Origin of the sequence: Hydrogenophaga sp. RAC07, assembly GCF_001713375.1 — a bacterium.
Taxonomy (GTDB): Bacteria; Pseudomonadota; Gammaproteobacteria; order Burkholderiales; family Burkholderiaceae_C; genus Hydrogenophaga.
This window is the reverse complement of record NZ_CP016449.1, coordinates 2,977,699-2,990,513: the sequence shown is the minus strand read 5'-3', so window position 1 is coordinate 2,990,513 and position 12,815 is coordinate 2,977,699. Positions and strand designations below refer to the sequence as shown.

The following is a 12,815-nucleotide window of genomic DNA, read 5'->3' as shown; positions in this document are numbered from 1 at the left end:
AAAAGGGCGGCGCCGTGCAAGGCATTCTGAGTGGCATCACCGTCATCGATCTGTCCCGCTTGATTGCCGGGCCTTACGCGGCCATGGTGCTGGCCGATCTGGGCGCGCGCGTCATCAAGGTCGAGGCGATCACCGGCGAGGAGGGGCGGCATTTTGGCCCGCCGTTTTATGGCGACTCCAGCGTCGCTTTCATGACCTGCAACCGGGGCAAGGAGTCGATCGCGCTGGACATACGCACCCCTGCCGGGCGCTCGGTGCTGGAGCGGTTGATTTCAAAAGCCCAGGTTCTGGTGCACAACTTTCGCCCCGACTTTGCCGAGACACATGCGCTGACCTACGACGCGGTGCGGCGCATCAACCCGACGCTGGTGTACTACATGGTCAGCGCCTTCGGTGAGCAGGGCGACTACCGGCTCAGGCCCTCGGTCGACAGCGTGGTGCAGGGCATGACGGGGGCCTTCTACGCCAGCGGGGAAGAGGGCAATCCACCGGTTCGTATCGGCTTGCCGATCATCGATGTGGCGTCCGGCATGTGCGGCGCGTTGGGCGTGCTGGCCGCGGTGATGCATTGGCAGCAGACCGGCCAGGGGCAGCGCGTGGAGTTGTCCCTGGTGGACACCATGTTCAATTTTCTTGCCAGCAAGGTGGGTGAATATGCGGTTGAGCAGCGCGAGCCGGTTCGTGCGGTGAACCTGCCGATTGCTGTGCCGAGCCGTCACTTTCGAGGCTCCGACGGTGCCTGGTTCAGCGTGTCGGTGGTGAATGAAGGTGCGTTCAAGCGGTTTTGCGCCGTCATCGAGCGGCTGGAGTGGCTCAACGATCCGCGTTACCAGCGCAATGCGGTGCGCATTGCCAACCGGCCGGCGCTGCTGGCTGAACTGGAGGCGATTTTCATCACCCGTTCGGCGGCTACCTGGGTGGCAGCCTTCGAGGCCGCCGATATTCCCTGTGGTCCGGTGAACACGGTGTCCGAGGCCATGGCCGACCCGGTGCTGGTCGCCCGTTTCGTGGAGCATCCTGAGATGCCGGGGCTGCCGCTAATCCCTTTTCCGGCGCAGCTTTCCGCGGGCATGCGCAAGATCGGTGACATGCTGGCACCTCCCGCGCTGGGGCAGCATACCGGGCCGGTGTTGGGCGAACTGGGCTATGGTGGGCCGGAGATTGCCCAACTGGTGCGCGACGGGGTCGTGCGCCTGCACGAAACTGCCATGGCAACCGCAGCAGTAGGGAAACCATGAGCAAAACTTCGCCCGACATTCTGTGGATCCCCAGCGCGGATCGCATCGAGGGTGCCGAGTTGACCTGTTTCCAACAATGGCTGGAACGCGAAAAAGGCGTGCGCTTTGCCGGCTACGAGGCCTTGTGGCAATGGTCCGTGGATGACTTGGAGGGTTTCTGGGGCGCCATCGTCGGCTATTTTGAGCTTCCGCTCGACGACTGGAATGGCCCGGTTCTGAGCGATCGGCAGATGCCGGGCGCGCAATGGTTTGTGGGCGCGCGCACCAACTATGCGCGGCAGGTGTTCCGGCACGCTACGGATGCCAGACCGGCCATCGTTTTTCGCAATGAAGCGGGCGAGCGGGCGGACATGTCTTGGCGCACGCTGCAGGACCAAGTGGCGGCGCTGGCGCAGTGGCTGCGCGCAGCGGGCGTGGGGCCGGGCGACCGCGTGGTGGCCTACCTGCCCAATATTCCGCAATCCATCGTGGCTTTTCTGGCCACGGTTTCCGTGGGGGCGATCTGGTCGGTGTGCTCGCCCGACATGGGGGCGCCCACGGTGCTGGACCGTTTCCGGCAAATCGATCCGAAGGTGTTGATCGCGGTCGATGGCTACCGCTGGGGTGGCAAGCGCTTCGACCGGCGCGACACCGTGGCCATGCTGCTCGACGGGCTGCCCAGCGTCGAGCGCTGCGTGCTCCTGCCCTACCTGGAGCGCAGCGCCAGCGTGGGCGCGCTGCGCGGTGGCGTGCTCTGGAGCGAGGTGGTCAGCGGCCCAGCTGAACTGCGCATTGAGTCAATGCCTTTCGACCACCCGCTGTGGGTGGTGTATTCATCGGGCACCACCGGCTTGCCCAAACCCATCGTGCACGGCCATGGCGGCATCGTGCTGGAGCAGGTCAAGCTGATGCGCCTGCACAACGACCTCGGTCCCGAAGACCGCTTCCACTGGTTTTCCACCACGGGCTGGATCATGTGGAACTGCCAGGTGGGTGGCTTGCTGGTGGGGGCGACGGTCTGCCTGTACGACGGCGCCCCGGCCTGGCCCGACTACACCACGCTGTGGCGCTTCGCGGGGGAAGTCGGCGTGACGTTTCTGGGTGCCGGTGCGGCGTTTTATGCGGCCTGCCAGAAAACAGGCGTAGAGCCGCGCGAGGTGGGCGCGCTGGGGCCGCTGCGCACCGTGGGTTCGACCGGCTCGCCACTGTCCCTGGAAAGCTACCAGTGGATTGCCAAGCATGTCGGGCGCGATGTCTGGATCAACCCGATCTCCGGCGGCACCGACTTCGCAGGGGCCTTCGTCGGCGGCGTGCCGACCCTGCCCGTTGTCGTGGGAGAAATGCAGGGGCGCTGCCTCGGGGCGCGCGTCGAGGCCTTCAACGAGCAGGGCCAGCCGGTCGTGGACGAGGTGGGTGAGTTGGTCTGCACCGCGCCCATGCCGTCCATGCCCCTCTACTTCTGGAACGACCCCGGCAACCGGCGCTATCTGGACAGTTATTTCGACATGTACCCCGGCGTCTGGCGGCATGGCGACTGGCTTCGCATCACACCGCGCGGCGGCGCAATCATCTACGGCCGCAGCGACACCACCATCAACCGCCACGGCGTGCGCATGGGCACGAGCGACATCTACAGCGTGGTCGAGGCGCTGCCCGAAGTGCTCGACAGTTTGGTGGTCGATCTTGAGTTTCTGGGGCGCGAAAGCTATATGCCGATGTTCGTCGTGCTGCGCCAGGGCGTGGCGCTGGACGCGCCGCTGATCGGGCGCATCAAGAGCGCCATCCGCGCGGCCGCGTCGCCGCGCCATGTGCCGGACGAGGTGTTTCCCGTGGCCGAGGTGCCGCGCACGCTCACCGGCAAGAAGCTCGAACTGCCGATCAAGAAGCTGCTGCTCGGCCAGCCCATCGACAAAGTGGTCAACCGCGATGCGCTGGCCAACCCCGCCAGCCTTGACTGGTTTCTTGAGTTTGCGCGCGTGCGTGCCACGCAGACCCGATAGTTTCCCCCAACCAATATCACGAAGAAACACCATGAGCGATCAGGAAGTCATTTACGACGTCAAAAATTACGTTGCCACCATCACCATCAATCGGCCCAAGACGCTCAACGCTTTCACTGGTGACACCATCAAGGACATGGAGCGACTGCTGGCCCAGGCCGGCGACGATCCGAAGGTCGGCGTGATCGTGCTGACCGGTGCTGGCGAGCGCGCCTTTTGTGTCGGCGGTGATGTCAACTGGGAAAAGGGCGAAGGTGGCAAGAGCGGCCTGCAGGACCTGGAATTCAACTTCAACCGCCAGATCGCCGAATGTCCCAAGCCGGTGATCGCGCGCGTCAACGGCTATGCCATTGGTGCCGGTCACCACATTGCCTACTTTTGTGACTTCACGATTGCCGCCGAGCATGCGATCTTTGGTCAGAACGGGCCACGCGTCGGCTCACCGGCCGGTGGCTATATCGTCTCGCACGCGGCCAATGTGCTTGGCCACAAGCGGGCGCGCGAACTGTGGATGCTGTGCCGCCGCTACAGCGCGAAGCAGGCGTTCGACTGGGGTCTGGCCAACTCGGTGGTGCCCATGGCCCAACTCGACGAAGAGGTGCAGAAGTACTGCGACGAATTGCTGTCGCTGTCGCCGACCTGCCTGAAGATTGTCAAGCGTTCGTTCTACCACCACATGGCCCCGATCATGGGCAAGGACATGAACGACCTGATCCAGGAAGTGGCACCTAACTATTTCAGTACCGGCGAGCAGCAGGAAGGGGCCAGCGCCTTTCTTGAGAAGCGCAAGCCCGACTTCAGCAAATTCCGCTAACCGGTAACCTTTGTCCTGCGCGGCTCGGCGGGGAACTTTTAGAGACTGAAAATGATGAACCAAGAACGTTACCCCGAGTTGCGTGCCGCGCTGCGCGATCTTTTCAAACGCTTCCCTGACGAGTACTTTCGCAAGATTGACGATGCCCGTGCTTACCCCGAGGCGTGTGTGGACGCGCTGACCAGGGCCGGCTGGCTGGCGGTGATGATTCCGCAGGAGTACGGCGGAGCTGGCTTGGGTCTGGCCGAAGCCTCGGTGGTGATGGAAGAGGTCAACCGCTGCGGCGGCAATGCCGGCGCCTGTCACGGCCAGATGTACAACATGGGCACCTTGCTGCGCCATGGCTCGGACGAGCAAAAGCGCCGCTACCTGCCAAAAATCGCGAGCGGCGATCTGCGCCTGCAGTCCATGGGCGTGACCGAGCCAACCACAGGCACCGACACCACCAAGATCAAGACCACCGCAGTCAAGCAGGGCGACCGCTATGTGGTCAATGGCCAGAAGGTCTGGATCTCGCGGATTCAGCACTCCGATCTGATGATTTTGCTGGCACGCACCACCCCGCTCAAGGATGTGAAGCGCAAGTCAGAGGGCATGTCGATCTTTATCGTTGACCTGCACCAGGCCATTGGCCAGGGCATGACTGTGAACCCGATCCGCAACATGGTCAACCACGAGACCAATGAGCTGTTCTTCGACAACCTCGAAATCCCGGCCGAGAACCTGATCGGCGAGGAGGGCAAAGGTTTCAAGTACATCCTGGACGGCCTGAACGCCGAGCGCACGCTGATTGCCGCCGAGTGCATTGGCGACGCCCGCTGGTTCGTCGAGCGCAGCGCCCGCTATGCCCGCGAGCGCCGCGTGTTTGACCGCCCGATTGGGCAGAACCAGGGCGTGCAGTTTCCCTTGGCCGAGGCCCACATCGAGACCGAAGCCGCTGACCTGATGCGCTGGCGTGCCTGCGAGCTGTTTGACGCCCACCAACCGTGTGGCGCAGAGGCCAATATGGCCAAGTACCTGGCCGCCAAAGCCTCCTGGGAGGCGGCCAACACCGCCATTCAGACCCATGGCGGCTTTGGCTTTGCCTGCGAATACGACATCGAGCGCAAGTTCCGCGAAACCCGGCTGTACCAAGTGGCGCCGATCTCCACCAACCTGATTCTGAGTTACGTGGCCGAGCATGTGCTCGAGTTGCCGCGCTCATTCTGAAAGAAATTGCCATGCGTCCATTGGAAGGAATGCTGATTGTCACGCTGGAGCACGCGATTGCCGCGCCGTTCTGCACCCGCCAGTTGGCCGATCTCGGCGCGCGCGTCATCAAGGTCGAGCGTCCGGGCGAGGGCGACTTCGCCCGCGCCTACGACAGCCGGGCCCACGGCTCGGCTTCCCACTTCGTCTGGTGCAACCGCTCCAAGGAAAGCCTGACGCTCGACCTCAAACACCCGGCCGCACGCGCCGTACTGCAAAAGCTGGTGGAGCGCGCCGACGTGCTGGTGCAGAATCTGGCGCCCGGTGCTGCCGCGCGCATGGGACTGGACCATGCCAGCCTGGCGCCGGTCAACCCGCGCATCGTGGTGTGCGACATCTCGGGCTACGGCGACGGCGGCCCCTACACCGCGAAAAAGGCCTATGACCTGCTGATCCAGAGCGAAGCCGGTTTTGTGTCGGTGACCGGCACGCCGGAGACGCCATCCAAGGCCGGGCTGTCGATTGCCGACATCGCCGCTGGCATGTACGCCTACAGCAGCGTGCTGGCCGCTTTGCTGGAGCGCGGGCGCACGGGGCGTGGCCAGCGGCTCGAAATCTCCATGCTCGAAGCCATGTCCGAATGGATGGGCTTCCCGCTCTACTACACGCTGGATGGCCAGCCGCCGCCGCTGCGTGCCGGCGCCTCGCACGCCGCCATTTACCCCTACGGCCCTTTTACCTGCGGCGACGGCAAGCAGGTGGTGCTGGCGGTGCAGCACGACCGCGAATGGGCCACCTTCTGCAACCAGGTGTTGCAATTGCCCGAGCTGACCGCACAGTACCTGGGCAACGCCAACCGGCTGGCCCAGCGCGAGAAACTGCGCGGCATCATCGAAGGTGTCTGCGCCACCCTGACCGCGGCGCAACTGGTGGCGCGGCTGGATGCGGCGCAAATCGCCAACGGCCAGCTCAACGAGATGGCCGACCTGTGGAAGCACCCGCAACTCGCGGCGCGTGGGCGCTGGACCGAGATCGGTTCGCCAGGCGGCACGCTGCCGGCGCTGTACCCGCCGCACCACGTCCAGGGCAGCGAGCCGCCGCCGCCCATGGGGCCGGTGCCTGCGCTGGGTCAGCACACCGAAGCCATCCTGACCGAGCTCGGCTACGGCGAGACTGACATCGCCCGGCTGCGTGCAGACCAAGCCATCTGACTGCGAGATCGATGCCATGACCCCAGATACAAACCCGAGCGCGACGCTGGCTGCCTTTGCCGCCGATCTGTCATTCGACACCATTCCGGCGCCGGTGCTGCGCCGAACCGAAGACCTGTTCCTCGACTGGTACGCCTCCGCGTTGGCGGGCAAGGGCGCCCGGCCGGTCGAGGCCATCGAAGCCTATGCCCGCACCATGGGGCCGGCCTCCGGCCGCGCCGAGGTGCTGATCTCGCGCCGCACCACCTCGCCCCATTTCGCTGCGATGGTCAACGCGGCCGCCTCGCATTTCGCCGAGCAGGATGACGTCCACAACGGCTCGGTGTTTCATCCCGCAGCCGTCGTGTTCCCGGCGGCGCTGGCCATCGCGCAGGACATCGGTGCCAGCGGCCGCGAGTTCCTGGCCGCCGTAGTGGCGGGCTATGAAGTCGGCATTCGGGTGGGCGAGTTCCTGGGCCGCTCGCACTACCGCATCTTTCACACCACGGCCACCGCCGGCACGCTGGCCGCCGCTGCGGCGGCCGGACGGCTGCTCAAGCTCGATGCGACCACCATGCTGCATGCCTTCGGCAGCGCCGGCACACAAGCCGCCGGGCTGTGGGAGTTTTTGCGCGACGCCGCCGACTCCAAGCAACTGCACACCGCGCATGCGGCGTCCAGCGGCTTGGCTTGCGCCTACTTGGCGCGCGAGGGGCTGACCGGCGCGCGCCAGATTCTGGAAGGCGCGCAAGGCATGGCTGCGGGCATGTCGAACGACGCCGATCCGGCGCGCCTGACCGACCGCCTGGGCCAGCGCTGGGCCACGGCGGAAACCTCGTTCAAATACCACGCCTCGTGCCGCCACACCCACCCCAGCGCCGACGCGCTGCTGGCGCTGATGCAGACGCATGGGCTCAAGGCCGACGATATTGCCGCGGTGACCACCCATGTGCACCAGGGCGCCATCGACGTGCTGGGCCGCGTCACCGTGCCCGCCACCGTGCACCAGGCCAAATTCTCAATGGGCACGGTGCTGGCGCTGGCCGCCGAATACGGCTTTGCCGGGCTGAATGAATTTGAAGCGCATTACCTCGCGCCGCGCGTGGCCGCCTTGCGCGACCGCGTGACGATGCAGCTCGACGCCGAGGTCGATAAGGCCTACCCGCAGCGCTGGATCGGCAAGGTAACGGTGAGCACGCGCGATGGCCACACCTTTGGCGCGCGGGTCGATGAGCCCAAAGGCGACCCTGGCAACACCCTGACACGTGCCGAGCTGGAAGACAAGGCGCAGCGCCTGGCGGCCTACGGCAAGGGGGCCACGCCTGCAGAGGTGGAGGCACTGATCGCGCGCGTCTGGGCGGTCGCCGAGGCGCCGCACATCGAGCGCTGGTTGGCGGCATGAGCATGGCGACCAGCACCCCCGGCCTCCATGTCCTTCCGCGTGCCTATCTTTTTGTGCCCGCAGACAGGCCTGAGCGTTTTGCCAAGGCGCGCGCCAGCGGCGCCGACGCGGTGATTGTTGATCTGGAAGACGCGGTTGCCCCCGAGGCGAAGGCGAGCGCACGCGACGCGTTGGCGGCGGCGCTTGATGCGTCGGCACCGCTGGTTGTGCGCATCAATGCCGCTGGCACGCCCTGGTTTGAAGACGATCTCGAACTGTGTCGCCATCCTGGTGTGGCGGCGGTGATGCTGCCCAAGGCCGAGGGTATCGATGCCGTGTGCACCGTGGTCGAGATCACCTATAAGGACGTGTTGCCGATCATCGAGTCGGCGCGCGGACTTAGGGAAATCCACAGCATTGCGAGCGTGCCGGGCGTGATCCGCCTGGCTTTTGGCAGCGTCGATCTGGCGCTCGATCTGGGCATTGACTGTGCGCCCGATGGCGCGGAGTCAGAGCTGCTGGCTTTCCGCTCACAAGTGGTGCTGGCCTCGCGGCTGGCCGGGCTGGCCGCGCCAGTTGATGGTGTCAGCACCGCGATCGAGGACCTGCAACGCTTGCAGGCGGACACTGAACGCTCACGTCGACTCGGCTTTGGTGCCAAGCTGTGCATCCACCCGAAGCAGCTTGCCATCGTCCAGGCGGTGTTCACGCCGACCCCCGAACGGCTTGACTGGGCGCGCCGCGTCTGCAAAGCATTTGAAACGGCGGGTGGTTCCGCTGTGGCGGTTGACAGCCAGATGGTCGATCTGCCGGTGTACCAGCGTGCACAAGCCGTGCTGCGCGACGCGGGTCTGAGCGCCTGATTTTTTAACCCACTCCAATCGACTGGAATTCCTTATGACTCGCAAAGCCAAACCCATCCGCTCCGACATTGCCTGGAGTACCCCCGACCGCATCGAGGTGCACGGCAAGAGTCTGCCTGACGAAATCCTCGGCCATCTCAACCTGGGTGATATGGCCTTCTTGCAGATCGTCGGGCGCATGCCAACGCAGCAGGAGTCCAACGTCTTCAACGCCATCGCGGTGACGCTGGTCGAGCACGGCATCACGCCCAGTGCGCTGGTCGCGCGACTGACCTACGCCGGTGCGCCCGAATCGCTGCAGGCCGCCGTGGCGGCCGGATTGTGCGGTCTGGGCAGCGTGTTCGTCGGCAGCACCGAAGGCACCGCCAAAATGCTGTACGAGGCCCTGCCACCCGAAACGAAAGGAGCTGATCTGGAGCGCATCGCTTGCGACACCGTGGCAGCCTTTCGCGCGCGCGGCCAGATCATTCCGGGGCTCGGCCATCCGCTGCACAAGCCGGTCGATCCGCGTGCCCCGCGCCTGTTCCAGATCGCCAAGGACAATGGCTTTTCAGGCGACTACATCCGGCTCGAACAACTGATCTGCGCCGAGGCCGAACGCGTCGCTGGCAAGTCGCTTCCCGTCAACGCGACCGGCGCCATCGGCGCCATCAGCTGCGAGCTCGGGCTACCATGGAAAATTGTGCGCGGCATCGGCGTCCTGGCGCGTGCCATCGGGCTGGTGGGACACATCCTGGAAGAGAGCAAGAACCCGATGGCGGTCGAGATCTGGCAGCGGGTCGAAGACGAGGCCACCCAGCACATCAGACCACAAGGCGCCTGAAGCGCTGTGGCTGGCCTTGCAGGCACGATGCGCCCGCGTCGACCTATCGATTGAATTTTTCTGGACACCACTGGAGTATTGCGCAATGAATGACACGATCCTGAGAGAAGAACCCATCCACTGGGTGCAATCACCCCCGCAGCCTGCCGAGGCATCGAGCGTGGGAACCTTGTCGGTCGAGGCCCGCCAGCAGGCCTGGCCGGTGGCCGAGGTGCAGGCCCTGCTGGACCTGTCATTCCCTGAGCTGATGCACCGCGCGCAGACCGTGCACCGCGAGCACCACGACCCCACCGAGATGGAGCTGGCCACGCTGCTGTCCATCAAGACCGGCGGCTGCCCGGAGGACTGCGGCTATTGCCCGCAGTCGGTGCACCACGAGACCGGCGTGCCCGCCACCAAGATGATGACGCCCGAGGAAGTGCGCGAGGCCGTGCTCGGCGCCAAGGCGGCCGGCGCCTCGCGCTTCTGCATGGGTGCCGCCTGGCGAGCGCCCAACGACCGCGACCTGGAAAAGGTCGAGGAGTTGGTGCGCGTGATCAAGGACGAGGGCCTGGAGGCCTGCTGCACCCTGGGCATGCTCACGGGCGACCAGGCGCAACGCCTCAAGGGCGCTGGTCTGGACTACTACAACCACAACCTGGACACCGCGCCCGAGCTGTACGGCGACATCATCACCACCCGCGACTACCAGGACCGGCTGGACACGCTGGGCCACGTGCGCGGGGCCGGCATCCACGTCTGCAGCGGCGGCATCGTGGGCATGGGCGAGTCCCGCGCCGGGCGCGCCGGCCTGATCGCGCAACTGGCCAACCTGGCACCGTACCCCGAGTCGGTGCCGATCAACCACCTGGTCAAGGTGCCCGGCACGCCGCTGGCCGACGAGCCCGACCTCGACCCGCTGGAGTTCGTGCGCACCGTGGCGGTGGCCCGCATCACCATGCCCAGGGCCAAGGTGCGCCTGTCGGCCGGGCGCCGGCAGATGGACGAATCGACCCAGGTGCTGTGCTTCCTGGCCGGCGCCAACTCCATCTTCTACGGTGACAAGCTGCTGGTGACCGGCAATCCCGACGTGGAAGCCGACCAGGACCTGCTGGCCCGCACGGGCATGCACACCACGCGGGCGCACGCCTGACCTTGGCCCTGTCGATGGCCGAGGCTCCCTCCGTTCAAGCAAATCCCCTATGTTCCGCACCCTGCTGAAATCCAAAATCCACCGCGCCACCGTCACCCACTGCGAGCTGCACTATGAAGGCTCTTGCGGCATCGACGAAGACCTGCTGGAGGCGAGCAACATCCGCCCCAACGAACAGGTTCACATCTGGAACGTCAACAACGGCGAACGGTTCATCACCTACGCCATCAGGTCGCCGCGCGGCAGCGGCATCATTTCGCTCAACGGCTCGGCCGCCCGGCGCGCCAGCGTGGGCGACCTGGTGATCATCGCGGCCTTCGGCATGGTGCACGAAGACAAGCTCGACGAGGCCGTGCCCCAGCTGGTGTTCCCCGACGCTGCCAACCGCATCGTCGAGACCCGCAGCGAGCCCGCAGGTCCGCAGGCCGGCGACCCGGTCATCCTGCCCCCGGGCGCCGAGCTTTGACGCAGCCCGTGTCGGCCAACGCCGCCTGGCGCCAGCGCAGCCCTGGTGGGTCAACCTGTTCGGCCACAACCACCCCGCGATCCGCGCTGCGCTGATCGACCAGCTGCACACACTGGGCCACGTGATGCTTGCAGGCTTCACCCACGGGCCAGTGGTTGAACTCTCCGAACGCCTGGCCGCGCGCACCGGCCTGGGCCACGCCTTCTACGGCAGCGACGGTGCCAGTGCCACGGAGTTCGCGCTGAAGATGAGCGCCCACCACTGGCGCAATGCGGGCCGGGCAGGCAAGTGCCGGTTTGTCAGTGTCGCCGGGGGCTACCACGGAGAGACGGTGGGCGCGCTGGCCGTGACCGACATCGCGCTGTTCCGTGAAGCCTACGCGCCGCTGGTGCGCATGGCCGCCACCGTGCCCAGCCCCGACGCCAGGCAGGCCGCGCCCGGCGACACCCCGGCCGACGTGGCTGAGGGGGCCGCCGCCTCTCTGGGCGACTGGCTGGCCGAACACGCGCACGAGACCGCTGCGGTGATCATCGAGCCGCTGATCCAGTGCGCCGCCGGCAAGGCCATGCACGACCCGCTGTACCTGAAACGTGAAACGCGCGCGTGAGCTTTGCGACCGGCACCAGGTGCACCTGGTGCTCGACGAAATCGCGGTCGGCTTCGGCCGCACCGGCACACTGTTCGCGCACGAGCAGGCGGGCATCCGCCCCGACTTTCTCTGCATCTCCAAGGGCCTGACCGGCGGCACGCTGCCACTGTCGGTGGTGCTCACCACCGACGCGGTCTATGCCGCCTTCTACGACGACGAGGTGGCGCGCGGCTTCCTGCATTCGCACAGCTACACCTGCAACCCGCTGGCCTGCCGCGCCGCGCTGGCCACGCTGGACCTCTTCGCGCAGACCGACGCGCTGCGCCAGAACCTGGGCACCAGCGAGCGGCTGGCCGCGCAGTTCGCGCCGATCTCCAAGCACCCGCGTGTGCGCTTCGATCGACGCAAGGGCATGGTCTTCGCGTGGCACGTGCTCAGCACGCCTGCCCGACTTCGGCCACCGCTATGCCTGCCGCGCGCTGGCGCAGGGGCTGCTGCTGCGCCCCATCGGCCACACGATCTACGCCATCTTATCGACGATGCCCTGGTGCGACAGTAGTGGTCACGCCACCTCCAAATCCACCATCGCCTCGATGCACAGGTTGCGTTCGTACAGCAGCAACGCGCGGATCGCGCGCAGCCTGACCGCCAGGCACGAGGCGTCGGGAGCGAAAGCCAGCTCTTCGGTCAGCGCCGAGGTGCTGTCTGCCAGGGCCTCACGATGCCGCCCCGCCTTGAACAGCAAGGCGGAAAAGATCACCCGCACCCACATGTGGCCGAAAGGCGAAGGAGCCTCCCCGAACTTCACTTGCACCTCGCGCAAGGACTGGGGGGCCTCGGTGAAACGTCAATTGCATTTGTGCGCATAGGCCAGAACCGTTTGTGCGGCGCCATAGTGGAATGGGTCCTGATCTTGTGCCTGCCGGCCAATGGCGCACAAAGACCTGGCATAGCGGCGCAAAAAAGCATCATGGGACGACGACGTTGTCCAAGGGCCTGCAACAACGCCAGCAAGCCGCTATCGACCACCGCCGCCGCGTCAATGGCCGCCATCGCGACCGGCTCCGACGGGCCTCCGACCGCATTCAACAAGGAGCGAACAAAGAACACCTGGTCGCGCCAGGAAGCATCGAGTCCCACCCACACGGGGTC

At 65.8% G+C, this 12,815-nt stretch carries 11 protein-coding genes and 1 pseudogene; 11 read left to right on the top strand and 1 reads right to left on the bottom strand.

Annotated features, from left to right (window positions below; translation table 11 throughout):
* The first annotated feature begins 14 nt into the window (after positions 1 to 14).
* The 11 genes and pseudogenes from BSY239_RS13930 to BSY239_RS13880 form a co-directional block, all read left to right on the top strand.
* Positions 15 to 1,238, top strand: a complete 1,224-nt coding sequence (locus tag BSY239_RS13930; protein ID WP_069047329.1) for a CaiB/BaiF CoA transferase family protein — start codon at positions 15 to 17, stop codon at positions 1,236 to 1,238.
* Positions 1,235 to 3,217 (top strand): acetoacetate--CoA ligase, encoded by a 1,983-nt coding sequence (locus BSY239_RS13925; protein WP_069047328.1) that lies wholly within the window; start codon positions 1,235 to 1,237, stop codon positions 3,215 to 3,217. The genes BSY239_RS13930 and BSY239_RS13925 overlap by 4 nt, the downstream gene beginning before the upstream one ends.
* 31 nt (positions 3,218 to 3,248) lie before the next feature.
* Positions 3,249 to 4,031 carry an enoyl-CoA hydratase-related protein gene (locus tag BSY239_RS13920; protein WP_056278424.1) on the top strand — a complete coding sequence of 261 codons (783 nt, stop codon included), beginning with the start codon at positions 3,249 to 3,251 and terminating at the stop codon, positions 4,029 to 4,031.
* A 51-nt stretch (positions 4,032 to 4,082) separates the two neighbouring features.
* Positions 4,083 to 5,240, top strand: a complete 1,158-nt coding sequence (locus tag BSY239_RS13915; protein ID WP_056278421.1) for an acyl-CoA dehydrogenase family protein — start codon at positions 4,083 to 4,085, stop codon at positions 5,238 to 5,240.
* Between the two features lie 11 nt (positions 5,241 to 5,251).
* Positions 5,252 to 6,430 carry a CaiB/BaiF CoA transferase family protein gene (locus BSY239_RS13910; protein ID WP_069047327.1) on the top strand — a complete coding sequence of 393 codons (1,179 nt, stop codon included), beginning with the start codon at positions 5,252 to 5,254 and terminating at the stop codon, positions 6,428 to 6,430.
* A gap of 16 nt (positions 6,431 to 6,446) precedes the next feature.
* Positions 6,447 to 7,811, top strand: coding sequence for an MmgE/PrpD family protein (locus BSY239_RS13905; protein WP_056278598.1), 1,365 nt, complete (start codon positions 6,447 to 6,449; stop codon positions 7,809 to 7,811).
* On the top strand, positions 7,808 to 8,653 hold the full coding sequence (locus tag BSY239_RS13900; RefSeq protein WP_236944073.1) for an HpcH/HpaI aldolase/citrate lyase family protein: 846 nt from the start codon (positions 7,808 to 7,810) through the stop codon (positions 8,651 to 8,653). The genes BSY239_RS13905 and BSY239_RS13900 overlap by 4 nt, the downstream gene beginning before the upstream one ends.
* Before the next feature lie 34 nt (positions 8,654 to 8,687).
* Entirely contained in the window at positions 8,688 to 9,476 is a 789-nt protein-coding gene (locus tag BSY239_RS13895) for a citryl-CoA lyase (RefSeq protein WP_069047325.1), read from the top strand.
* Positions 9,477 to 9,561: 85 nt separating this feature from the next.
* Positions 9,562 to 10,608, top strand: coding sequence for a biotin synthase BioB (bioB, locus tag BSY239_RS13890; protein ID WP_236944072.1), 1,047 nt, complete (start codon positions 9,562 to 9,564; stop codon positions 10,606 to 10,608).
* A 49-nt stretch (positions 10,609 to 10,657) separates the two neighbouring features.
* The gene (gene panD / locus BSY239_RS13885) at positions 10,658 to 11,074 is read left to right on the top strand and encodes an aspartate 1-decarboxylase (RefSeq protein ID WP_069047324.1); all 417 of its coding nucleotides are present in this window, start codon (positions 10,658 to 10,660) and stop codon (positions 11,072 to 11,074) included.
* Between the two features lie 25 nt (positions 11,075 to 11,099).
* A pseudogene (locus BSY239_RS13880) lies at positions 11,100 to 12,193 on the top strand (aminotransferase class III-fold pyridoxal phosphate-dependent enzyme); the annotation flags it as partial.
* Between the two features lie 32 nt (positions 12,194 to 12,225).
* Here the strand turns inward: BSY239_RS13880 and BSY239_RS22855 are convergent.
* Positions 12,226 to 12,486: a hypothetical protein gene (locus BSY239_RS22855; protein ID WP_236944226.1), complete on the bottom strand. Its 261-nt coding sequence runs from the start codon at positions 12,484 to 12,486 to the stop codon at positions 12,226 to 12,228.
* Positions 12,487 to 12,815: the final 329 nt, after the last annotated feature.